This window comes from Pseudoxanthomonas sp. JC1303, assembly GCF_058448525.1.
In genome coordinates this window covers 210875-232264 of the sequence record NZ_CP185958.1, presented here as the reverse complement: position 1 = coordinate 232264, position 21390 = coordinate 210875, and the positions used below count along the sequence as shown (strand labels likewise).

22 protein-coding genes and 1 riboswitch are annotated in these 21390 nt (G+C 68.9%); of the genes, 12 read left to right on the top strand and 10 right to left on the bottom strand.

Annotated features, from left to right (window positions below):
• Positions 1-6 precede the first annotated feature (6 nt).
• The 4 genes from ACORQU_RS01090 to ACORQU_RS01075 all read right to left on the bottom strand — a co-directional run bounded on the left by ACORQU_RS01090 (position 7) and on the right by ACORQU_RS01075 (position 4040).
• A complete protein-coding gene (locus ACORQU_RS01090; protein WP_271645216.1) occupies positions 7-1209 on the bottom strand; it encodes an HlyD family secretion protein in 1203 nt (400 codons plus the stop codon).
• On the bottom strand, positions 1206-2681 hold the full coding sequence (locus ACORQU_RS01085; protein ID WP_491642864.1) for an efflux transporter outer membrane subunit: 1476 nt from the start codon (positions 2679-2681) through the stop codon (positions 1206-1208). The genes ACORQU_RS01090 and ACORQU_RS01085 overlap by 4 nt, the downstream gene beginning before the upstream one ends.
• Positions 2682-2683: 2 nt before the next feature.
• On the bottom strand, positions 2684-3145 hold the full coding sequence (locus ACORQU_RS01080) for a MarR family winged helix-turn-helix transcriptional regulator (RefSeq protein WP_271645218.1): 462 nt from the start codon (positions 3143-3145) through the stop codon (positions 2684-2686).
• Between the two features lie 94 nt (positions 3146-3239).
• On the bottom strand, positions 3240-4040 hold the full coding sequence (locus ACORQU_RS01075; protein WP_491642863.1) for a cytochrome C assembly family protein: 801 nt from the start codon (positions 4038-4040) through the stop codon (positions 3240-3242).
• Positions 4041-4149: 109 nt separating this feature from the next.
• Here ACORQU_RS01075 and ffh point away from each other — a divergent pair, with 109 nt between their 5' ends.
• From ffh to ACORQU_RS01025, 10 genes are all read left to right on the top strand, one after another.
• Positions 4150-5532 (top strand): signal recognition particle protein, encoded by a 1383-nt coding sequence (ffh, locus tag ACORQU_RS01070; RefSeq protein WP_491642862.1) that lies wholly within the window; start codon positions 4150-4152, stop codon positions 5530-5532.
• A gap of 7 nt (positions 5533-5539) precedes the next feature.
• On the top strand, positions 5540-6610 hold the full coding sequence (locus tag ACORQU_RS01065; protein WP_491642861.1) for an NAD(P)H-dependent flavin oxidoreductase: 1071 nt from the start codon (positions 5540-5542) through the stop codon (positions 6608-6610).
• Entirely contained in the window at positions 6607-7407 is an 801-nt protein-coding gene (locus tag ACORQU_RS01060; protein ID WP_491642860.1) for an aminotransferase class IV, read from the top strand. The genes ACORQU_RS01065 and ACORQU_RS01060 overlap by 4 nt, the downstream gene beginning before the upstream one ends.
• Positions 7408-7504: 97 nt before the next feature.
• Positions 7505-7771, top strand: coding sequence for a 30S ribosomal protein S16 (rpsP, locus tag ACORQU_RS01055; protein ID WP_271645223.1), 267 nt, complete (start codon positions 7505-7507; stop codon positions 7769-7771).
• Positions 7772-7814: 43 nt separating this feature from the next.
• Positions 7815-8330: a ribosome maturation factor RimM gene (rimM, locus tag ACORQU_RS01050; RefSeq protein WP_491642859.1), complete on the top strand. Its 516-nt coding sequence runs from the start codon at positions 7815-7817 to the stop codon at positions 8328-8330.
• A 61-nt stretch (positions 8331-8391) separates the two neighbouring features.
• On the top strand, positions 8392-9150 hold the full coding sequence (trmD, locus tag ACORQU_RS01045; protein ID WP_491642858.1) for a tRNA (guanosine(37)-N1)-methyltransferase TrmD: 759 nt from the start codon (positions 8392-8394) through the stop codon (positions 9148-9150).
• A 170-nt stretch (positions 9151-9320) separates the two neighbouring features.
• The gene (gene rplS / locus ACORQU_RS01040) at positions 9321-9743 is read left to right on the top strand and encodes a 50S ribosomal protein L19 (protein WP_271645226.1); all 423 of its coding nucleotides are present in this window, start codon (positions 9321-9323) and stop codon (positions 9741-9743) included.
• Between the two features lie 125 nt (positions 9744-9868).
• Positions 9869-10165 (top strand): hypothetical protein, encoded by a 297-nt coding sequence (locus ACORQU_RS01035; protein ID WP_491642857.1) that lies wholly within the window; start codon positions 9869-9871, stop codon positions 10163-10165.
• A 56-nt stretch (positions 10166-10221) separates the two neighbouring features.
• Complete coding sequence (locus ACORQU_RS01030) at positions 10222-10482, top strand: hypothetical protein (protein WP_491642856.1); 261 nt, start codon at positions 10222-10224, stop codon at positions 10480-10482.
• Positions 10475-10879, top strand: coding sequence for an RNA-binding S4 domain-containing protein (locus tag ACORQU_RS01025; RefSeq protein ID WP_491642855.1), 405 nt, complete (start codon positions 10475-10477; stop codon positions 10877-10879). The genes ACORQU_RS01030 and ACORQU_RS01025 overlap by 8 nt, the downstream gene beginning before the upstream one ends.
• Before the next feature lie 19 nt (positions 10880-10898).
• Here ACORQU_RS01025 and ACORQU_RS01020 read toward each other — a convergent pair whose 3' ends face one another.
• From ACORQU_RS01020 to ACORQU_RS00995, 6 genes are all read right to left on the bottom strand, one after another.
• Positions 10899-12383 carry an MATE family efflux transporter gene (locus ACORQU_RS01020; protein WP_491642854.1) on the bottom strand — a complete coding sequence of 495 codons (1485 nt, stop codon included), beginning with the start codon at positions 12381-12383 and terminating at the stop codon, positions 10899-10901.
• A gap of 79 nt (positions 12384-12462) precedes the next feature.
• Positions 12463-13044: a nicotinamide riboside transporter PnuC gene (pnuC, locus tag ACORQU_RS01015; RefSeq protein WP_491642853.1), complete on the bottom strand. Its 582-nt coding sequence runs from the start codon at positions 13042-13044 to the stop codon at positions 12463-12465.
• The gene (locus ACORQU_RS01010) at positions 13041-15206 is read right to left on the bottom strand and encodes a TonB-dependent siderophore receptor (protein WP_491642852.1); all 2166 of its coding nucleotides are present in this window, start codon (positions 15204-15206) and stop codon (positions 13041-13043) included. The genes pnuC and ACORQU_RS01010 overlap by 4 nt, the downstream gene beginning before the upstream one ends.
• Positions 15207-15278: 72 nt before the next feature.
• Positions 15279-15375, bottom strand: a riboswitch (TPP riboswitch).
• Between the two features lie 43 nt (positions 15376-15418).
• Positions 15419-16558: a phosphotransferase enzyme family protein gene (locus ACORQU_RS01005; protein WP_491642851.1), complete on the bottom strand. Its 1140-nt coding sequence runs from the start codon at positions 16556-16558 to the stop codon at positions 15419-15421.
• Positions 16559-16650: 92 nt separating this feature from the next.
• Positions 16651-18873 carry a catalase/peroxidase HPI gene (gene katG, locus ACORQU_RS01000; protein WP_491642850.1) on the bottom strand — a complete coding sequence of 741 codons (2223 nt, stop codon included), beginning with the start codon at positions 18871-18873 and terminating at the stop codon, positions 16651-16653.
• A 266-nt stretch (positions 18874-19139) separates the two neighbouring features.
• Complete coding sequence (locus ACORQU_RS00995; RefSeq protein ID WP_491642848.1) at positions 19140-19769, bottom strand: DUF937 domain-containing protein; 630 nt, start codon at positions 19767-19769, stop codon at positions 19140-19142.
• 133 nt (positions 19770-19902) lie between these two features.
• Between ACORQU_RS00995 and ACORQU_RS00990 the strand changes: the two genes are divergently transcribed.
• Together ACORQU_RS00990 and ACORQU_RS00985 are read left to right on the top strand one after the other, a co-directional pair.
• On the top strand, positions 19903-20598 hold the full coding sequence (locus tag ACORQU_RS00990) for a helix-turn-helix transcriptional regulator (protein ID WP_491642847.1): 696 nt from the start codon (positions 19903-19905) through the stop codon (positions 20596-20598).
• 58 nt (positions 20599-20656) lie between these two features.
• Positions 20657-21304: a glutathione S-transferase family protein gene (locus ACORQU_RS00985; RefSeq protein WP_491642846.1), complete on the top strand. Its 648-nt coding sequence runs from the start codon at positions 20657-20659 to the stop codon at positions 21302-21304.
• Positions 21305-21390: the final 86 nt, after the last annotated feature.

Below are 21390 nucleotides of genomic sequence, written 5' to 3'. Positions count from 1 at the left end.
GGGGTCTCAGTTCTTGGCCTGGGCCTGGTCGGGCAGGTTCTGTTCGATGATCGACTCGATCACCTGGTTGGCGTCGGCCAGCTGCTTCTCGTAGGCCGAGGTCGTCATCAGCGGCTTGGCGTTGGCCGCGCGCGCCGGTGCCAGCACCGTGCCGTCCTGGTCGTGCAGGTCGACGTTCACGTCCATGCTCAGGCCGATGCGCAGCGGGTGCTCGCGCAGCTGCTTGGGATCCAGGGTGATCTTGACCGGCACGCGCTGGACGATCTTGATCCAGTTGCCGCTGGCGTTCTGCGCCGGCAACAGCGAGAACGCGCTACCGGTGCCCAGCCCGAGGCTGTCGACCTTGCCTTCATAGGTGACGTCGCCGCCGTACAGGTCGGCGTGCACTTCCACCGGCTGGCCGATGCGCATCTTGCCCAGCTGGGTTTCCTTGAAGTTGGCTTCCACCCAGACCTGGTCGATCGGGACGATGGTCATCAGCGTGGTGCCGGGCTGGACCTGCTGGCCCAGCTGCACGCGGCGCTGGGCCACGTAGCCGGACACCGGGGCGACGATGGCGGTGCGCTGCAGGTTGAGATAGGCCTGGCGCAGCTGAGAGGCGGCAGCCTGCACCTGCGGGGTCTTGCTCACCGTGGTGGAGTCCACCAGCGCGCGGCTGCGCTGCAGGTTGCCACGCGAACCGCCCAGGGCCGCCTCGGCCGAGGCCAGCACGTCACGGGCATGGGCCAGTTCCTCGCGCGAGACCGCGCCGGTGGCGACCAGGCCTTCGCGACGCTTGACGTCGGCGCGGGCCTGCTCGACGGCGACCTGGCGGGCGCGCAGGTCGGACTCGCCGGACTGGACGTTGCTGAACAGACCGCGCACCTGGCGCACGGTTCCGGCCAGGTTGGCCACGGCCTGGTCGTAGGCGACCTGGGCGTCGTTGGGGTCCAGGTGGACCAGCGCCTGGCCGGCTTCGACCTTCATGCCGTCGTCGGCGTCGATGCTCACCACCGTGCCGGTGGCCTGCGGGACGATGGAGACGATGTTGCCGTCGACATAGGCGTCGTCGGTGCCCTGATGCCAGCGGCCGTACAGCAGTTCGTAAGCCAGCCAGGCCGCGCCTGCGACGATCACCACCAGCAGCAGGATCAGCAGGGCGCGCTTGCGGTTGCTCTTCTTCGGCGGCTGGGCGCCGGCCGGTGCGGAGGGTTGGGTCTGCGTGTTCATGGCGTGGTTTCGGCGGTCATAGTGGAAGAGGAGGCGGTCAGCGGCAGGCCGCCACCGAGCGCCTGGTCGAGGTCGACCACGGCGGTGTAGCGCTGGGCCTGCAGGCCGGCCAGTTGCTGTTCGAGCTGGAGCAGCGGGCGCTGGGCGTTGAGCACGTCCAGTTGGGTGCCCAGCCCGGCCTTGTAGCGGCTGGAGGCCAGGTCATAGGCCTTGCGCGCGGCGTCGCGGGCCTCGGTCACCGAGCGGGTCTGGGCGTCCAGCGAGCGGGCGGCCTGCACCGCGTCGGCGACTTCATGCATGGCACCGACCAGGCTCTGGTTGTAGCTGGCCACGGCCAGGTCGTACTGGGCATCGGCGTTGTCCAGGTTGGCGCGCAGGCGGCCGCCGTCGAAGATCGGCAGGCTGATCGCCGGGCCGCCCAGGCCCAGCACCGCATCGCTGTCGAACAGGTCCGACAGGCTGGAAGAGGCCAGGCCGACGATCGCACTGAGGTTCACGCTGGGCTTGAAGGCGGCCTTGCGGGCGTCGACGCCACGGCTGGCGGCTTCCACGCGCCAACGTGCGGCGACCACGTCGGCGCGGTGGCCCAGCAGTTCGCTGGGCAGCACGCCGGGGACGGCCGGCGCGGGGGCCTGGAGCAATTGCGGCCGGGCGATGGACAGACCGCGGTCCGGGCCCTTGCCCAGCAGCGCGGCCAGGGCGTTACGCAGCGCGTCGATGCGCTGCTGCGCGGCCTGCGCCTGCTGGCGCGCGCCGGCGATCGTGCTCTCGGCCTGGCGCAGCTGCAGATCGTTGTCCAGGCCGGCGTCCACACGCTGCTGGCTCAACGCGCGCAGGTGACTGGCGCGCTGCTGCTCGCGCTGGGCCACATCCAGCAACTCGAACGCGTCGGACAGGGAGATGTAAGTGCGGGCGATGTTGGCCGAAAGCGTCAGGCGCGCGGCCTGCGCGTCGACCTCTGCCGCCTTGGCCTGGCCCACGGCCGATTCCCACGCCGCGCGCTGCCCGCCCCACAGGTCGGGCGCCCACTTGAAGTTGAGCATCAGAACGTTGGCCCACATCACGTCGCCGCCGATCTCCGAGCCGACCAGACCCTTGGGCAACTGCACGCCGCTGTACTCGCCGGTGGCGTCCAGGGTGGGCTTGCGCGCCGCATCGGCCGCGCCGACCTGCGCCTGCGCCTGGCGCAGACGGGCATCGGCGGCGGTCAGCGAGGGGCTGCCCTGCAGGGCTTCGCCGATCAGGCTGTCCAACTGCGGGTCGCCCAGGGCCTTCCACCACTGCTGGTCGGGAAAGGCGGCGCTGCTGTAGGCGGCATCGCCCAGGGACTTGCTGGCGCTGAGGGTATTGGCGTCGAGGGGTTGGCCGGTCGTGGACAGGCCATGCGTGCTGGCGCAGCCGGCCAGGGCCAGCGCACAGGCCAGCGACACGGTAAGCCTGGCGGGCAGGCGCGTGGAGACGGGCGTGGACATGGTCAATCGATCTCGGAGGTAAGGTTGTCGCGTGCCTGCTCGAGCAGGCGCATCAGTTCGCTGGATTCGGCCTCGGTCATGCCGGCCGTTGCGCGTTCGAGCACGCGCTCCCCGCACTGCTGGATGTCTTTCCAGATGCCCACGCCCGCGTCCGTCAGATGGATGTGCAGGGCGCGGCGATCGCCGGGGTCGGCCTGGCGCACGACCAGGCCGCGGGCTTCCAGGCGGTCAAGCAGGCGGGTCATGGCGCCGGGATGGACTTCAGCCACGCGGGCCAGATCGGTCACGCTCGCCATGCCATCGGCGAGCTTCTTGATGGTGATGAACTGGCTGAAGGTCAGGTCGTGGCCGGTCTGGGCCAGTTCCTTCTCCAGGACCGCCCAGATTCCATCGCGGACCTGGCGGATCAGTAAGCCCAGCGAGGAGCCGCTGGCCGGTGTGCAGATGACGGGACGGCGCTTCATGGCGCGGCATGATCCGCGCGCATGGGATATTTGTCAATGCAAATATTGTTTCAGCAATGGAATGACGCGTCGCGGCATTCCGCTGACAGAACGGTCAGCTTCCCACGGTGCGATGCAGGATCAGTTCCAGCACCGCCTTGCTGCCGAAAAAGGCGAGCACCAGCAGGGCCATGGCAGTCAGGGTCCAGCCCACGGCCGTGGTCCCGCGCCAGCCCCTGCGCCAGCGGCCCAGCAACAGGCCGCCAAAGGCCAGCCACGACAGCACGCTGAGGACCGTCTTGTGGATCAGGTGCTGGGCGAAGAGGTTTTCGACGAACACCGTGCCGGTCAGCAGGACGGCGGTGAGCAGGACGAAGCCCACGGTGATCGTGCGGAACAGCAGGGTTTCCAGCTCGGTCAGCGGCGGCAGCGCGCGCAGCCAGGCATTGAAGGCGCGCCGGCGCAGGGCGCGCTCCTGTACCCACAGCATGATCGCCAGGACCGCCGCAATGCCCAGGGTGGCGTAGGCCAGCAGCGCCAGCCACGCATGCAGTTGCAGGCGCCAGTCCAGGGGCGGAGAGGGGCGATGCCCGTACGCGTGGTAGGCGGCCAGCATCAGGGCCGCCAGCGGAAAGGCGACCACGCCGACGGTGGCCATCCGGCTACGGGTGGCGAACACCGTCGTCACCGCGGCCATGCCCAGGGCGACCAGCGAGAGCGCGGAGAAGAAGTGCATGTCCGGGCCGCCCGGGGTCTGCCAGGCAATCCACAGGTGGTAGCCGGCATGCAGCGCGATGGCGGCCAGGGCCGGCCAGCGCCAAGTTCGCCCGGGACCGGCGACATCGGTGCCCACCGTGCGCACGAGCAGGAAGGTGGCCAGCAGATAAAGGAGGATGGACGGTGCGATGAATCCCATCGCGCAAGTGTCTCACGCGTCTGCCGCTTTCCGATGCGGCGCGGGGCGCCGGATGGGGTCTGCCTTGGCGGATATACTGCGCGCCCGCTTTTTCTCTCCGGTCGTTGCCATGTTCGAATCCCTGACCCAGCGCCTGTCCGGCACCATCGAACGCCTGCGTGGCCGTGGTCGCCTGACCGAGGAAAACATCCGCGAGGCCACCCGCGAAGTGCGCATCGCACTGCTGGAGGCCGATGTGGCCCTGCCGGTGGTCCAGGCCCTGGTCGAACGCATCAAGGTGCGCGCGGTCGGCCAGGAAGTGCTCAAGTCGCTGACCCCGGGCCAGGCCCTGATCAAGATCGTGCGCGACGAGCTGACCGCGGTCATGGGTTCGGCCGCCACCGACCTGAACCTCAATGTCCCGGCCCCGGCGGTGATCCTGATGGCCGGCCTGCAGGGCGCGGGCAAGACCACCACGGTCGGCAAGCTGGCCAAGCACCTGAAGGAAAAGCGCAAGAAGAAGGTCATGGTGGTCTCGGCCGACGTCTACCGCCCGGCCGCCATCGAACAGCTCAAGGCGCTGGCCCAGCAGGTCGACGTGCCGTTCTTCCCGTCCGAGGCCTCGCAGAAACCCGAGGACATCGTCCGCGCCGCCATCGACGATGCGCGCAAGTCCTTCATCGATGTGCTCATCGTCGATACCGCCGGCCGCCTGGCGATCGACGAGGCGATGATGTCCGAGATCAAGGCCCTGCACGCGGCGGTCAAGCCGGTGGAGACCTTGTTCGTGGTCGACTCGATGACCGGCCAGGACGCGGCGACCACCGCCAAGGCGTTCTCCGAAGCATTGCCGCTGACCGGCGTGGTGCTGACCAAGACCGACGGTGACGCCCGTGGCGGTGCCGCGCTGAGCGTGCGCTACATCACCGGCAAGCCGATCAAGTTCATCGGCGTGGGCGAAAAGCCCGACGGTCTGGACGTGTTCCATCCCGAGCGCGTGGCCAGCCGCATCCTGGACATGGGCGATGTGCTGTCGCTGGTCGAGCAGGTCGAGGGCCAGGTCGACAAGGACAAGGCGCAGAAGCTGGCCGAGAAGGTCGCCAAGGGCAAGAAGTTCGACCTCAACGACATGCGCGACCAGCTCGAGCAGATGCAGGGCATGGGCGGCATCGGCGCGCTGATGGACAAGCTGCCCGGCCTGGGCCAGGTGCCCGAGCATCTCAAGGCGCAGGTCGCCGGCAACAAGGAAGTGCCGCGCATGATCGCCATCATCAACTCGATGACCAAGAAGGAGCGCCGCAACCCGGCGCTGCTCAATGGCTCGCGGCGTGCCCGCATCGCCAAGGGCTCGGGCACCCAGCCCTCCGACGTGAACAAGCTGATGAAGCAGTACACGCAGATGGAAAAGATGATGGGCAAGCTGGGCCGCGGCGGCATGAAGGGCATGATGCGCGGCATGAAAGGCATGATGGGCGCCATGGGCGGCGGCCGCGGCGGCATGCCGTTCCGTTGAGCGCCTGATGACCTCGGCCGCACGCCTGCGATCGCAGGCCTTCTGCGCAAGGTTCGGCCTGCAACTGCCGGTGCTGTTGGCGCCGATGGCCGGGGCCTGTCCGGTGGCGCTTTCCGCGGCGCTGGCCAACGCCGGCAGCATGGGCGCGATGGGGGCAGTGCTGTCCGCGCCGCAGGACATCGGCGCCTGGATGGAGGCATTTCGCAGTCGTTCCAACGGCCTGGCACAGGTCAATCTGTGGGTGCCGGACGCGCCGCCTGTGCGCGATGCCGAAGCCGAGGCTGCCGTGCGCGCGCTGCTGGCGCAGTGGGGACCGGAAGTACCTGCCAGTGCGGGCGATGCGCGGCCTGCGGATTTCGATGCGCAGTTCGATGCCGTGCTGGCGGCGCGTCCGCAGGTGCTGTCCACGATCATGGGCGTGCTCACGCCGCCCCAGGTACGGGCGCTGAAGGCTGTCGGCATCGCCTGGTTCGCCACCGCCACGACGCTGGCCGAGGCGCGGCTGGCGCAGGACGCTGGCGCCGATGCGGTGGTGGCCCAGGGATTCGAGGCCGGCGGCCATCGCGGCGCCTTCGACCCGGCCGCCGCCGAGCACCAACTGGTCGGCCTGTTTGCCCTGGTGCCGCGCCTGGCCGATGCACTGTCGATTCCGGTGATCGCCGCCGGAGGCATCGCCGATGGGCGCGGCGTCGCCGCTGCGCTGACCTTGGGGGCGAGCGCCGCGATGGTCGGCACCGCGTTCCTGCGCACGCCGGAGGCCGCGATCGCCCCGGCCTGGGCGCAGGCCCTGGCCGACACTGAGCCGCAGGACACGTGGCCGACGCGGGCGTTTTCCGGTCGGCTGGGGCGCTCGGTGGCCACCGCCTACGTGCGTGCGGCTGCGGCCGCCGACGCACCCTTGCCCGCGCCATACCCCGTGCAGCGCGGCCTGACCGCCGCGATGCGCAAGCAGGCGGTGGCCGAGGACCGGCTAGATGCCCTGCAGGCCTGGGCCGGGCAATCCGCCTGGGCGGCCCAGGCGCGGCCGGCGGCCGAGCTGCTGCACGCATGGTGGGCGCAGGCCGACGCGCTGCTGTGAGCACGCCTCGCCTGACGCTCGACGGGCATGCCGTGTCGGCCGAGCACCTGCGCGCGCTGGCGCAGCATAACTATGGTCACTTCACTGCTTTCCGCGCGCGCGAACGCGCCGTGCAGGGCCTGGACCTGCATCTGGCGCGACTGCGGGAGGGGCAGGCCGCCCTGTTCGAGGCGCCGTTCGACGAAGCCGCCTTGCGCACCCAGCTGCGCGCGGCCCTGGCGGGCACCGAGCTGGTGTCGGTGCGTGTGACCGGCTTCGCGCGGGATTTCGATCATCGTGATCCGCTGCGGCCAGTGGTGCCCGAGTGGTTGTTTTCGGTCGCGCCCGTCGGGGCGATCGCGCCTGCTCGACCCGTGAGGCTCAAGTCCTACGCCTTCGTGCGTCCGCTTCCCCACATCAAGCACGTGGCGACCTTCCCGCTGTTCCACTATCGCCGACAGGCGCGGCTGGCAGGCGCGGACGATGCATTGTTCGTCGAGGGCGCCGGAGCGGCGGTGGTGGAAGGCTCGGTCTGGAATATCGGCTTCTGGGACGGGTCCGGCGTGCTGTGGCCGCAGGGTCCGGCCTTGCGAGGGACCTGTGAGGGCTTGCTGCAACGCGGGCTGGAGGGCTTGGGGGTCCCGCAGCGTCACGCCCGGGTGACCTTGGATCAAGCGCGGACCCTGGCGGCGTTCACGGCCAACGCCAATGGCTGTGCGCCGGTTGCCTCGATCGACGATCAGGCATTGCCCGCAGCGCCGACACTGCCCGACCTGCTGGCCCGGGCGTTGGAGACCCAACCCTGGGAGCGGCCCTGACCTGGCGTCCGATGCGGGTTTGCGCGACGCGCGCGGCCCGCTATACTTACCGGCTTACCGCGCCATCCTGGCGACTGGGCAACACCGAGAGCACACCATGGTCAAGATCCGCCTTACCCGCGGCGGCGCCAAGAAGCGCCCCTTCTACCACATCATCGTCACCGACGTGCGCAGCGCGCGCGACGGCCGCAACATCGAGCGCGTGGGTTACTACAACCCGGTCGCCCAGGGCGCCGAGCCCCGCATCGTGCTGGACATCGCGCGCGTCGACCATTGGGTCGGCCAGGGCGCCCAGCTGACCGACAAGGTCCGCAACCTGTACAAGGAAGCGGGCAAGCTCGCGACCGCCCAGGCTTCGGCCTGATCGCGCCTCGGCCGCGACTTGCTCGCGGCCGGCTGCTTCTCCCATGAGTGAGAACACGACGCGCCGCATCCTGCTGGGCAGGGTGGTCGGCGCGTTTGGCGTGCGTGGCCAGGTCAAGGTCGAGTCATGGACCGAGCCGCGTGAAACGATCTTCCGCTATCAGCCCTGGACCCTGCGCGATGCCGCGGGGCGCGAGCGCGAGGTCTCCGGCGTGCGCGGCAAGCCGTCCGGCAAGCATCTGATCGCCAGCTTTCCTGGTGTCGAGGACCGCGATGCGGTCGAGGCGCTGGTCGGGCTGGAAATCTCGGTGCCGCGCAGCGCGCTGCCGCCGCCCAAGCCCGATGAGTATTACTGGGTCGACCTGGAAGGCCTGAGCGTCCTCAATGCCGACGGCCGTGACTTCGGCACCGTCTCGCACCTGTTTTCGACCGGTGCCAACGACGTGCTGGTGGCCCGGGGGGACAAGGAGCGCCTGATTCCCTTCGTCGAGCCGGACTTCGTCCACGGGGTGGATTTCGACGCGGGCGTGGTAAGAGTGGACTGGGACCCGGACTTCTGAAGAGCGCGTGGTCGGCTGCGGTTGGCCATACTCGCCTGTGAAGCCGCCGCATTTTCCGCCCATGCGCATCGACGTCATCAGCCTGTTCCCCGAGTTCATCGACCAGAGCACCGGCTTCGGTGTCGTTGGGCGCGCGCGCGAGCGCGATCTGCTCCGGGTGCAGGGCTGGAATCCGCGCGACTACGCGACCGGCAACTATCGGCGCGTGGACGATCGCCCTTTCGGCGGCGGGCCGGGCATGGTGATGCTGATCGAGCCGCTGCGGGCCTGTCTGGATCATGCGCGCCTGGCCGATCCCGCGCCGGCCCCGGTGATCTATCTCAGCCCGCAGGGACGTCCGCTGACCCAGGCGCGCGTGCGCGAACTGGCAACGCTGCTGCCGCGCATGATCCTGTTGTGCGGGCGCTACGAGGGCGTGGACGAGCGCTTCCTGGCCCACGAGGTCGATGAGGAGATCTCCATCGGCGACTACGTGCTGTCCGGCGGCGAGTTGGGTGCGGCGGTACTGATCGACGCGGTCGCGCGCCTGCGCGAGGGCGTGCTCAACGATGCCGAGTCCGCGGCGCAGGACAGTTTCGAGGGCGAGGGGGGCCTGCTGGACTGTCCGCACTACACCCATCCGGCCAGCCACGCCTGGGGCGAGGTACCGGACGTGCTGCGTTCGGGCAACCACGCGGCCATCGCGCGCTGGCGCCGGCAGCAGTCGCTGGGCAGGACCTGGCTGCGACGCCCGGACCTGCTGGACGAGGCGGCGCTGTCGCGCGCCGACCGCAAGCTGCTGGAGGCGTTCCGGGCCGAGCGGCAGGCGTCCGGCGACTGAGCCTTTCCTCAGCTAGCTTTCGCGCGGGGAAGTGTTCTAGAATACGCGGTTCCTGCGACCAGTCTGGTCACGGGTGCCACATAAAAACGATCGTGCGGCGCAATCCTGCGACCGCATCAGTGCCGCTGTCGAATCCGACACACCCACCCGAACATAGAATCGGTGCCACCATGAGCAAGTTGAACAAGTCCATCATCGCGGAGTTCGAGTCCGCCCAGATTTCCCGCGAGCTGCCGCAGTTCAGCCAGGGTGACACCGTCGTCGTCAATGTGAAGGTGAAGGAAGGCAACCGCGAGCGCGTGCAGGCCTACGAAGGCGTGGTCATCGCCAAGAAGAACGCCGGCCTGAACTCCGCCTTCACCGTGCGCAAGATCTCGCACGGCTACGGCGTTGAGCGCGTCTTCCAGACCCACAGCGCGACCATCGACTCGGTCGAAGTCAAGCGCCGCGGCAAGGTCCGCGCCGGCAAGCTGTACTACCTGCGTGGTCTGCAGGGCAAGGCTGCCCGCATCAAGGAAGACCTGGCCGCCGCCGCCGCCGCCAAGGTCGCCCGCCAGGCCGCCGCTGCCGAGGCTGCCAAGTCCGCCGAATAAGGCGACGGCCATCGGCTGCGATGCAGCCGCGCTATGCTCGGAACCCGGCGCACGCCGGGTTTCGTGTTTTCCGGGCCCGGGTTTGCGTCTGTTCGCGGACATGACCAGCATGAAGGAGAAGCGCGATGCCACGGAAGCTCCATGCAATCGGCGGTCTTGGGTTATCTGCATGCCTGGCTTGGCTGGCGGGCTGCGCCAGCACCCCAGGACTGGATGGCTCCACGCTGTCCTACGAATGCCAGCAGCAGGCGCAGCTGGCAGCCAACCAGCCACCGTTTCCGGACAAGATCCGCGATGGCAAGCACGGACAGGACTTCGAGCAGGGCCTCCGCGATGCACGCATGACCCAGGCCTGCCAGCACGATGTCGACGCACAGGCGCCGCATGCCGAAATCCGCTTCGGCGGCAGTGCCGGAACATGAGTTTCACGCGACCAGGCGCTGACTGGGCGAGTCGATTTCCACGGAGGAAGAACCCGATGAAACTGCAGGGAACCCTGCTTGCGACGGCGCTGCTGCTGTCGGCCTGTGCCAGCGACCCCGGGCGCGAGGACATGACGGCGGTACGGCCTGCCGACCGGCCCGAATGCCAGCTTGCGTCGTCCTCGTCCGCCAATGCCCTGGCGCGTGGCAACACGGCCTCGATGGTGCGCGACCCCTGCCATCCCGACGAATCGATCGACCTCACGCCCCGCGCACGTGACACGATCAAACCCGACTTCTCAGGAACGCATGACTGAAACGCCCGCAAGCCCGTCGGTGCGCCTGGATGTCTGGCTCTGGGCGGCCCGCTTCTACAAGACCCGCGCCCTGGCCAAGGACGCGGTGACCCTGGGCAAGGTCGAGCTGGGCGGCCAGCGGGCCAAGCCCTCGCGCACGGTGCGCATCGGAGACGCGCTGCTGGTGCAACGCGGCGATGAACGCTTCGAGATCGCCGTGCGCGGTTTGTCCGACCAGCGCGGGCCTGCGCCCGTGGCCCAGGCGCTGTACGAGGAAAGCCCGGAGTCTCAACAGCGGCGATCCGAGGCGCGCGCGCTGCGTGCCGCGCAGCGCACCGGTTACCGGCCGCCGGAGACCAAGCCGGACAAGCGCGCGCGGCGGCTCATCCAGGCGCTTGGGGATATCGACGCGCTCTAAGGTCTGTCGCCGCGCGGGCTCAGGGCTTTTGCAACGCGTCGTCGGGCCGGTAGTCCGGCTCGGCCGGGTCGGCCACGGGCGAGGGCACGCGGGCCGGGACCTCGGAGGGGATGGCGACCTGGCTGGCATCGGCGTTCATCATCCGCGCCTTGCGCCAGCCGCCCCAGCGGTAATACGCGATCGACAGCAGCATCGAGCACAGCGAACTGGTCGGGAAGCTCCACCAGATCGCGTCGCTCCCCAACGTGGGTTGCAGCAGCTTGGCAAAGGGCACCCGGATGCCCCACAGCGAGATCACCAGGATGATCAAAGGGACGATCACCGCGCCGGTGGAGCGCACCACGCCGGACAGGACGAACATCACCCCGAAGAACAGGAACGACCAGATCGCGATGTGGTTGAGGTGGCGGGCGGCGTCGAAGGCGGGACTGCCCGATTCAAGGAACAGGCCGAAGGTCCAGTGGTCCAGCAGGATCAGCGGCGCGATCAGCGCACCGGTCATCAGGAAGTTGAACAGCACGCCGGTACGCGCGGTGGCCGAGACCCGATCCCAGCGTCCGGCGCCGACGTTCTGTGCGGCCATCGACGAGGCCGCCGCGGCGATGGCCATCGCCGGCATCTGCACATAGTTCCAGGTCTGCAGCGCAGCGCCATAGGCGGCGGCGATGTCGGTCCCGAAGCGGTTGACCAGGGTCATCATCGCGATCATCGCCATCGAAACCAGCACCATCTGCAGGCCCATCGGCACGCCTTTGGTGACCAGCGCCTTGAGGATTGCCGGGTCGATGCGTAGCAGGTGCAGGTCCTTGCGCCCCAGCCACAGCACGTGACCGCGCCGGCGCAGCGAGACCAGCATCGCGGCCAGAGCAATGGCCTGGGTGACCAGCGTCGACCACGCTGCGCCGGCGATGCCCAATTTCGGGAACGGACCCACGCCCAGCATCAGCATCGGATCCAGCACGCAATCCATCGCCACGGCCAGCAGCAGGTAGCGGAACGGGGTCTTGGCATCGCCGACGCCACGCAGCGCCGCCGACAGGAAGGCGAACGCGTAGATCAGCGGCATCGCCAGGAAGATCACCCGCAGGTAGGCCTCGGCCAGGGGCAGCGCATCGGCTGGGGTGCCCATGGCGCTGAGCAGGTGGCGCGCCAGCCACACGCCGCAGCAGGCGATCAGCACCGACAGTCCGATGAAGAAGCTGGCGCTGGTGCCCATCACCCGCCGCGCGCGGGCGGTGTCGCCGGCGCCGATGGCCTGACCGATGAGGATGGTCGCGGCCATGCCGATGCCGAACACCGAGCCGATCAGAAAGAACAGGATGCTGTTGGCGTTGGCCGCGGCGGTCAGCGCCGATTCGCCCAGGAACTTGCCGATCCACACCGCATTGACCGAGCCGTTGAGCGACTGGGCGACGTTGCCGCCCAGGATCGGCAGCGAGAACAGCAACAGGTTGCGGCCAATCGGCCCTTCGACCAGCGAGCGTGAAGCGGGACGTGCGGACATGCGAAGGGGCGCCGAGCGAAAGTCCGGCACCCTAGCACTGCCTGACGCTGGCGTCAGTCGACGTCGGCGCTGGCCGGGTTCAAGCGGCGGCCAGCGGTGCGGTCTGCGCCGCGCGCCGCCACTGGCGCAGGCCCATCACCGCCAGGCCAACGAAGCCCAGATACAGCGCGGCGGTGACATCGAGCGACTTGTAGACGTACAGGCCGGTGTAGATCACGTCCAGCACGATCCACAGCCACCACGCGGCGATGTGGCGGCGGCCCTGCCACCACTGCGCCACCAGACTGAAGGCGGTCAGCGCCGCGTCCAGCCAGGGCAGGGCGGCGTCGGTGTAGCGGTGCATCACCGTGCCCAGGGCCACCGCGCCCACCGCCCCGATGCCCAGATCACGCAGTGCCGCGCCCAGGTCCAGGGGTGCGACCTGCACCCGGCCGTCGTCATCCAGGTGCTGCTTCCAGCGCCACCAGCCATAGACGATGAAGCCAGCGAACGCGCCTTGCAGCAGGGCGTCGGAATAGAGCTTGGCCTCGACGAAGACGCTGGCGTACAGGATCACCGAGGCCAGTCCGACTGGCCAGCTGAGCAGGTGCCGGCGCGCGGTCAGCCATACGGCGGCCACGCTGACCGCCGCCCCGATCCACTCGAGCAGTTCGGTACTCACAGCGCCCAGGTCACGCTTAGACGGGCCAGCCGCGGGGCACCGGGGAACAGGTAGTAATCGCCGCCGCTGCTGCCGGTATCACGCCAGTAGAACTTGTCGAACACGTTGTTGACCGACAGCTGCCAGGTCATGGCGTGGCCAGCGATCTGATTGCGGAAGCGCAGTCCGGCATCGAACACGTGGTACGCCGGCACGCGCAGGCGGCCATCGGCGGTGGCGACATTGGCGGCGGCGTAGCGCCAGCCCGCGTTGAAGCTCCAGGCCGGCGCCGACGCCAGCGTGTAGTCGAGGAACACGCTGGCGCGCGCCTTGGGAACGTTGACCAGCTGGTGACCCTCGATGGCCGCGGTGCCGCTGTCCTGGGCCCGTGCGCGCAGCAGGCTGGCGCTGGCATTGAGGCGCAACTGCTCGGTGAGCTGTCCGTTCGCGGTCAGCTCCAGGCCGGTATGCACCTGCTGGCCGCGCTGGACGAAGGTATACCCGGCCTCGCTGTCATCGGGCATGGCGTACTGGAGCGGCTGGCGGATGCGGAACAGCGCCGCGCCCAGGTCCAGCGCGTCGGTGGCGGCGAACTTCACCCCGACCTCGGCCTGGCGCGAATGCAGCGGCGGCAGGAAGCTGTCGGCATTGGACGTCCACCACGGCGCTTCCTGGCCCAGCGACAGCCCCTCGCTGTAGCTGGCGTAGGCGTTGAGCCGGGGCGTGGCCTGCCAGATCAGCGCGGTCTGCGGCAGGAACTGGCTCAGGATGCTGCGCCGCTCACGCACGCCCTCGCTATCGTTGGCGATCTCGTCCAGCTTGGCGAAGCGCCCACCCACCAGCCACTGCCAGCCATTGCCCAAGCCGATGCGATCCAGCGCGAACACCGACCACTGCGTATCGTCCAGGCGGCGCGCGGACGGGCCGGGCGCGTTGGGCGAGGGCGCGAACACCGGCGTGGCCGCGTCGATGTTGGCGGTGCCCACGTAGTCGTACACGTCCTGGCGGCGATCCACCGTGCGCCGATAGCCATCGGCGCCAAAGGTCAGCTGGTGGCTGAGCGCGCCAGTGTCGAAGCGGCCCTGCAGCTGCGCGCGCAGTTGCTGGTTGTGGCGGGTGTCGTCCGGGCTGCGGTAGTCGTACACGTCGTAGTCGCCGTTGGGCGCGAAATAGTTGCCGGGCATGCTGCCATCGGCGCATTCAGTCGCGTAGAAGCAGCCGTAGGCGAAGGCGACGTTGTCATCGATCACGCTGCGGCTGTTGCCGAAGGCCACGCTGCCCTGCCAGTCGGGGTTGAACTGGTAGGTGTAGCGCGCGGTGACGTTGGCGCTCTGGATGGACACCGGCTGCGCCCACGGCTGGTAGCCCAGCAGCTTGGTCGCGCTGGCGTGGCTGGGCAGCGTATCGCCACCGAGCAACTGGTAGCCGGAGGCCGAACGCTGCGCGCTGGTCTGGTAGTCGCCGTCCAGTTCCAGCTTGCCCTTGTCGCCGATCAGCCAGTCGGCGGCCAGCGCATAGAAATTGCGCCGCCCGTCGGTGTGTTCGATGTAGGAGTGCGTGTCTTCCCACGCCGCGTTGAAGCGCAGGCCGAAGGTGGGAGTGAGCCAGCGGCCGACATCCAGCGCGGTGTAACGCGAGCCATGCGAGTCGGTGCCGACGGTCAGCTCCTGCACCCGCTCGGGACGCTTGGAGACGAAGTTGATGATGCCGCCGGGCGCCATGATGCCGGCGGTCAACCCGGCCTCGCCCTTGAGGATCTCGACTTGCTGGACGTTCTCCAGCGCAATGCGCTGCTCGCCGGCCAGGGTCAGGTCGTTGAAGCGCAGGCCGGTGGCCAGGTCCAGCGCATAGCCGCGGATCGACACGTCCTGGTAGTAGCCCACCGCCGCGTAGCTGTCGCCAACCGAAGCATCGCTGGCGGTCAGTTCGCTCAAGGAGCGCGGCTGGCGTGCGTCGATCAGCGCCCGGGTCAGCACGTTGAGCGAGGCCGGGGTGTCCTTCCAGGTGCCGGGGCCAAAGCTGTTGGCCTGGCTGGTCTGGACATCGTGCTGGCCCTTGACCCGGATGGCGGCCAGGTCGGTGGCGGTCTGGTCGTCGGAAGCGGATTCGACCTGCTGGGCGTGCAGCGGCAAGGCCGTGCACAGCAGGGAGGACAGCAACAGGGTGAAGCGGGAGCGATTCATCGGTTCGTCACCAGGCAAGGGCACAAGGACGAAGCGACGGCGCACCGGCGCACGCCTTCCACGGGCGGACCACTGGTGCTGCTCAAAGCTCCCTACGCCGGTGCTAACCGGGTCAGGTTCCAAGGGACTCTCTCAGCCCGGCAAACGCCGGGCACCCCCGCTTCAGAGCGCGCATTTGACACCATTTCGCTAGGATTTGCACATCCGGCGTATCAGGCCGTTGCGCGGATCGCTTGCAGCAAGGCCTGGCCGGGCGCGCTGGCGAACCATCGCGCATGACCCAGCAGGAACACGTCGTAGGCCACCGCCGCGTTGTCCGGCGAGCGGGTGATGGCATGGAAGTACTCGACCTCGGACAGGGCGAATTCCAGGTGTACCAGCGGCAGCAGGTCGGCCAGCAACTGCACCGAGGCCGCGTCCAGCGGCAGCACCTCGCGGTAGCCGGCGATCAGCGCGCAGGCGGTCTGCAGATGCACCGCATCGAAGCCTGCTTCCAGCGACAGCCAGGCGATGGCATTGCGTTCGATCGCGGTGGCCAGGTCGAACATGGCGCTGGTCGGCGAAGCCAGGCCGAAGTCGAGCACGCCGCTGATGCGCAGCGCAGTGCCCTCGCGCTGCCACAGCAGGTTGGACACGTGCCAGTCGTTGTGCGCCCACAGGCGCGGGGTGTCGCGCAGGCGCGTTGCAAGGCCGGCGTGCCATGGCAGCAGGTCGCGCGCGAAATCGCGTTGCCAGTCGCGCGATTGCAGCCACTCGCGCAAAGCCGGACGTTCTGCAAACTGCGCCTGCAGGGCCACGATGGGATCCTCGGCGCGGAGCAGGTCGTCGCGGGCCACCAGCACGTGCGTGCTGCGCTGGGGGGCGTGGTCATCGGCTGCGGCCTGGTGCAGCCGAGCCAGCATGGCGCCCGCCTCGCGCGCACGGGCCAGGTCGGTCAGCGGTGTCCACGACGTGGTCTGGCGATACACGTCCTCGCCAAGCCCGGTGCTGTGGACTTCATAGGTCCAGTCGCCGCGCGTGACCGCGGTGTGGCCGCGCGCATCGGCAAAGACCTCGACGACCGGCAGCCCCTTGCCGCGCAGGTGCGCGATGAAGCGATGCTCTTCTTCCAGGCACGCGGCCGTGCGCACGCTGACATGGTGGCGTTTGACGAACACGCGGCCACGTGCGGTGTCCACCAGGGCTGCGGCCGAGAGCGGGCGCGGGCTGTGCCAGGCGATGCGATGCGGCCCTGCTGCGAACGCCGGATAGTCGGCCAGCAGCGCCTCGAGTTCGCCCGCCTGCAGGGGCGGCCAGTCGGGCACGACATCCTCCGGCCCCACGCCGTGCACGCGGTGGTCGACATCACTCATGGCGGGGGCGGATGGCGATTGGCAAGCGCGGTATTGTGCGACAACGGCGCCAGAGGGCGCCGTTGTCGTGTGACCGGTGGTGCGGGCTTGGCTTACTTCAGGTCGAAGCGGTCCAGCTCCATCACCTTGGCCCAGGCCGCGACGAAGTCCTTGATGAACTTCTCCTTGGCATCGGCGCCGGCATAGACCTCGGCCAGGGCGCGCAGGATGGCGTTGGAGCCGAACACCAGATCGGCGCGCGTGGCCGTCCAGGTCTTGGCGCCGGTGTTGCGATTAGTGCCCTGGTAGGTATTGCGCGAGGTCGCCTGCCACGCGGTGCCCATGTCCAGCAGGTTGACGAAGAAGTCGTTGCTCAACGTGCCCGGCTTGTCGGTGAACACGCCGTGGGCCACGCCATCGACATTGGCACCCAGCACGCGCAGGCCGCCAACCAGCACGGTCATCTCCGGCGCGGTCAGGGTCAGCAGCTGGGCCTTGTCGATCAGCAGCGCTTCGCCGGCCACGCCGATGCCGCCGGCCAGGTAGTTGCGGAAGCCATCGGCCTTGGGCTCCAGCATGTCCACCGATTCGACATCGGTCTGTTCCTGGGTCGCGTCGCCACGGCCTGGATGGAACGGCACGGTGATGTCATGGCCCGCGGCCTTGGCCGCCTGCTCCACCCCCACGCCGCCGCCGAGCACGATCAGGTCGGCCAGCGAGACCGGCTTGCCGAAGTCCTGGCCGATCTCCTTCAGCTTGGCCAGCACCTTGGACAGTTGCGCGGGCTGGTTGACCTTCCAGTCCTTCATCGGTGCCAGGGCGATGCGCGCGCCGTTGGCGCCACCGCGCTTGTCCGAGCCGCGGAAGGTCGAGGCCGAGGCCCAGGCGGTGGAGACCAGCTCGGCCACACTCAGGCCAGAGGCTGCGACCCTGTCTTTGAGCGCGTCGATGTCCGCTGCGTCCAGCGCCGTGGTCGAGGTCGGAATCGGGTCCTGCCACAGCAGGTCCTCTGCCGGCACTTCCGGGCCCAGGTAGCGCGATTTGGGCCCCATGTCGCGGTGGGTCAGCTTGAACCAGGCGCGCGCGAAGGCGTCGGCGAACTCCTCCGGATGATCCAGGAAGCGGCGCGAGATCTTCTCGTAGGCCGGGTCCATGCGCAGGGCCAGGTCGGTGGTCAGCATGGTTGGCAGGCGCTTGCCGGTGCCGTGCGGATCGGGGATGGTGGCTTGCGCGTCCTTGGCCACCCACTGGTGCGCGCCGGCCGGGCTCTTGCTCAACTCCCACTCGTAGCCGAACAGGTGCTTGAAGAAGTCATGGCTCCACTGCGCCGGGGTGGTGGTCCAGGTGACTTCCAGGCCGGAGGTGATGGTGTCGGCGCCCTTGCCGCTGCCGAAGGTGTTGTGCCAGCCCAGGCCCTGCTGTTCCAAGTCGCCGGCTTCGGGTTCGTGGCCGACTTGGTCAGCCGGGCCGGCGCCATGGGTCTTGCCGAAGCTGTGGCCGCCGGCGATCAGGGCGACGGTCTCCTCATCGTTCATCGCCATCCGGCCAAAGGTGTCGCGGATGTCGTAAGCGGCCTTGAGCGGATCGGGATTGCCGTCCGGGCCTTCGGGATTGACGTAGATCAGGCCCATCTGCACCGCGGCCAGCGGGTTTTCCAGCTTGCGCGAGTGTTCGTCGCCATCGGCATCGTCGTCGGAGACCAGCACCGCTTCATCGCCTGGCTTGTCCACACCGGGCGAACCGTGGGCATAGCGCTCGTCGCCGCCCAGCCAGGTGGTCTCGGTGCCCCAGTACACGTCCTGGTCCGGCTCCCAGGTGTCCTCGCGGCCACCGGCAAAGCCGAAGGTCTTGAAGCCCATCGATTCCAGCGCGACGTTGCCGGTGAGGATCATCAGGTCGGCCCAGGAGATGGCCTGCCCGTACTTTTGTTTGATCGGCCACAGCAGGCGGCGGGCCTTGTCCAGGCTCACATTGTCCGGCCAGCTGTTGAGCGGAGCGAAGCGCTGCTGGCCGCGTCCACCGCCGCCGCGTCCGTCCTGCACGCGATAGGTGCCGGCGCTATGCCAGGCCATGCGGATGAACAAGGGCCCGTAGTGGCCGAAGTCGGCCGGCCACCAATCCTGCGAATCGGTCATCAGCGCCTTGAGATCCTGCTTGAGCGCCGTGTAGTCGAGCTGCTTGAACGCCTCGGCGTAGTTGAACGCACTGCCCAGGGGATCGGACTTGGTCGAATGCTGGGCCAGCAGCTCCACCCGCAGCCGCTTGGGCCACCAGTCCTGGTTGCTGGTGCCGCCGCCCGCGGCGTGGTTGAACGGACATTTGGCTTCGATGTTCATGGCTTGGCTACCTCGTTTGGAGCGCACAGGAGACGCGGCCGCACGCGCAGGCGCGGACGTTCAGGGGTGTGGGGGTGGAGAAGCGAGGCCCCGGTCAGCAGGGCATCGGCAACACATCGCAGGTGGCGGGGCGAGCGAAGGGCGTCATCGGGAGTTGGCGCATGGCAGGCCTCGCGTGTGCGGATGAGGCCACACCATAGGCAGCGACGATGGCAAAAGAAAATTGAAATTTGTGCGATTTTTGATAGGGCCCGACTATCGCTGGCTCAGCGCCCGCGAAACAGGCCACCGCCGAGCTTGAGCAGGTCGCCGACGTCCAGGTCGCCGTCGCCATCCTGGTCCAGCAGCTTGCCCAGCAGCCCTCCGGCCAGCCCCCCGGACTGCTGCACCTGGGCGCGTTCCTGGCCCAGCGCCTGCCCGAGTTGGTCGGCGTCGCCCTGGCCATTGCCACCCAGGAAGTGCTGCGCCAGGAACGACAGCACCACCGGCGCCAGCAGCTGCAGGAGCTGGCTGGCCTTGTCACCGCCCAGGCCCGTGGCCTGGCCCAGGCCGTTGGCGGCCATCGGCGTGTTGCCGCCGAAGATGTGCCCCAGGATTCCAGCCCCGTCGGTCTGACGACCACCGCCAGCGCCGAGCACCGCGCCCACCAGACTGCCCAGGTCGAAGCCCGATGCGGCCTGGGCGTGGTCGCGCTGCAGGGCGCCCAGCAGCGCCTCGGCGCCCTGGGGCTGCTGCGCGTTGCGGCCCAGCGCGGCGAACAACATCGGCAGCGCGGTGGCGATGGCGTTGCGGGTCTGGGCCGGGTCGGTGCCCAGTTGCGAGGACATCTGCTGCAGCGGCGCGCCCTGCAACTGCTGGAAAAGGGTGCCGGCCAAGCCGGAAAGCGCATCGTTCATGACAGGGAATCCTTCGGGTTCGGGGGAATGCCGAACTTACCGGACCTCCGTCCACCTCGGCCACCCAGCGCACCCGGCATTCGCGTGTCACGCCACGTTCCTGCAACGCGACGCCGGGCTCTATCCTGTCGCGATGTCCTCGCGCGCCACCCGCCTGCTGCACCTGCTCGATGCCCTGCGCGGGCGTCGTCGTCCCGTGGCCGGCGCGCGCCTGGCCGAGGCGCTCGGCGTCAGCCTGCGCACGCTGTACCGGGACATCGCCACGTTGCGCGGGCAGGGCGCGGACATCCTCGGCGATCCCGGGGTGGGCTACGTGCTGCGTCCCGGATTCCTGCTGCCGCCGCTGAACTTCAGCGAGGACGAACTGGAGGCCCTGGCGCTGGGCGCGCGCTGGGTCACTCGACAGCCGGACACGGCGCTGGCACAGGCGGCCGAACGGGCCATGACGCGCATCGGTGCGACGCTGCCGGCCGCCGCGCGGCTGTCGATCGAGACCACGGGCCTGCTGGTGCCCACCCCGCGCGAACCGCCACCGGATGCGCCGTGGCTGCCGACGCTGCGCCTGGGAATGCGCCTGGAGCACGTGCTGCGCATGGACTACGCCGACGGTGCGGGCCAGCCCACCCAGCGCCTGATCTGGCCGTTCGCGATGGCCTTCATGGAGGGGTTGGGCATGCTGGCGGCGTGGTGCGAACTGCGCCGGGATTTTCGCCACTTCCGCGCCGATCGCGTCATCGACCTGGTCGATACCGGCGAGCGCTACCCCTCGCGTCGGCATGTGCTGATCAAGCGCTGGCGCACGGCCACCGGCTACGGCAGCGACTCCTGACAGAAGCTGTCAGCAGGAGCACCGGACACTGGCGCCTCACCTGTGACGGAGCGTTGCCATGAGCGAGACCCTGACCCTCTATACCCATCCGCTGTCGCGCGGCCGCGTCGCGCGCTGGATGATCGAAGAAACCGGCCTGCCGTATGAGGCGCGGATCCTTGACTACGGCGCGGACATGAAGTCGCCCGAGTATCTGGCGATCAATCCGATGGGCAAGGTGCCGGCCCTGCGCCATGGCGAGGCAGTGGTCACCGAGAACGCCGCCATCTGCGCCTACCTGGCCGAGCTGGTGCCCGAGCGGCGTCTGGCGCCGCCGGAGGATTCGCCGACGCGTGCGGCGTATTTCCGCTGGCTGTTCTTCCTGGCGGGTCCTTTCGAGTCGCTGATGACGGCCAGGGAGGCCGGAGCGCTCTGCGAACCGGTCAGTGCCGGCTACGGACGTGAGGAGGATGTGCTGCGCGCGCTGGAGCAGGCGGTGGAAGGACGCACGCACCTGGCCGGCGATCACTTCACCGCGGTCGATCTGTATGCCGCCGCCTGCATTGGCTATTACCTGCGCATCGGCGCGCTCGCGCCGCGCCCGGCCTTCGTCGCCTTCGTGCAGACGCACATGTCGCGTCCAGCAGCGCTGCGGGCGATGGAGATCGACAACGCGCTGGCACCGCAGCATCCCAACCCGAACATGCCGCCGGCCGCTGCGGCCTGACCAGCCCCTTCAACGCGCGATGCGTCTGGCGCTCGCCCCCGACGCAGACGTGCAGGCCCATGCCATGGGAGCCGCCACGGCGGCGA

Coding starts and splice junctions, on each gene's coding strand:
- rimM (WP_491642859.1), top strand. CDS start 7,815: ATGAGTGAGAACACGACGCGCCGCATCCTGCTGGGCAGGGTGGTCGGC.
- trmD (WP_491642858.1), top strand. CDS start 8,392: ATGCGCATCGACGTCATCAGCCTGTTCCCCGAGTTCATCGACCAGAGC.
- ACORQU_RS01090 (WP_271645216.1), bottom strand. CDS start 1,209: ATGAACACGCAGACCCAACCCTCCGCACCGGCCGGCGCCCAGCCGCCG.
- ACORQU_RS01010 (WP_491642852.1), bottom strand. CDS start 15,206: ATGAATCGCTCCCGCTTCACCCTGTTGCTGTCCTCCCTGCTGTGCACG.
- ACORQU_RS01075 (WP_491642863.1), bottom strand. CDS start 4,040: ATGGGATTCATCGCACCGTCCATCCTCCTTTATCTGCTGGCCACCTTC.
- ACORQU_RS00990 (WP_491642847.1), top strand. CDS start 19,903: ATGTCCTCGCGCGCCACCCGCCTGCTGCACCTGCTCGATGCCCTGCGC.
- ACORQU_RS00995 (WP_491642848.1), bottom strand. CDS start 19,769: ATGAACGATGCGCTTTCCGGCTTGGCCGGCACCCTTTTCCAGCAGTTG.
- rpsP (WP_271645223.1), top strand. CDS start 7,505: ATGGTCAAGATCCGCCTTACCCGCGGCGGCGCCAAGAAGCGCCCCTTC.
- ACORQU_RS01085 (WP_491642864.1), bottom strand. CDS start 2,681: ATGTCCACGCCCGTCTCCACGCGCCTGCCCGCCAGGCTTACCGTGTCG.
- ACORQU_RS01065 (WP_491642861.1), top strand. CDS start 5,540: ATGACCTCGGCCGCACGCCTGCGATCGCAGGCCTTCTGCGCAAGGTTC.
- ACORQU_RS00985 (WP_491642846.1), top strand. CDS start 20,657: ATGAGCGAGACCCTGACCCTCTATACCCATCCGCTGTCGCGCGGCCGC.
- ACORQU_RS01030 (WP_491642856.1), top strand. CDS start 10,222: ATGAAACTGCAGGGAACCCTGCTTGCGACGGCGCTGCTGCTGTCGGCC.
- ACORQU_RS01025 (WP_491642855.1), top strand. CDS start 10,475: ATGACTGAAACGCCCGCAAGCCCGTCGGTGCGCCTGGATGTCTGGCTC.
- ACORQU_RS01020 (WP_491642854.1), bottom strand. CDS start 12,383: ATGTCCGCACGTCCCGCTTCACGCTCGCTGGTCGAAGGGCCGATTGGC.
- katG (WP_491642850.1), bottom strand. CDS start 18,873: ATGAACATCGAAGCCAAATGTCCGTTCAACCACGCCGCGGGCGGCGGC.
- ACORQU_RS01080 (WP_271645218.1), bottom strand. CDS start 3,145: ATGAAGCGCCGTCCCGTCATCTGCACACCGGCCAGCGGCTCCTCGCTG.
- ACORQU_RS01005 (WP_491642851.1), bottom strand. CDS start 16,558: ATGAGTGATGTCGACCACCGCGTGCACGGCGTGGGGCCGGAGGATGTC.
- rplS (WP_271645226.1), top strand. CDS start 9,321: ATGAGCAAGTTGAACAAGTCCATCATCGCGGAGTTCGAGTCCGCCCAG.
- ffh (WP_491642862.1), top strand. CDS start 4,150: ATGTTCGAATCCCTGACCCAGCGCCTGTCCGGCACCATCGAACGCCTG.
- ACORQU_RS01035 (WP_491642857.1), top strand. CDS start 9,869: ATGCCACGGAAGCTCCATGCAATCGGCGGTCTTGGGTTATCTGCATGC.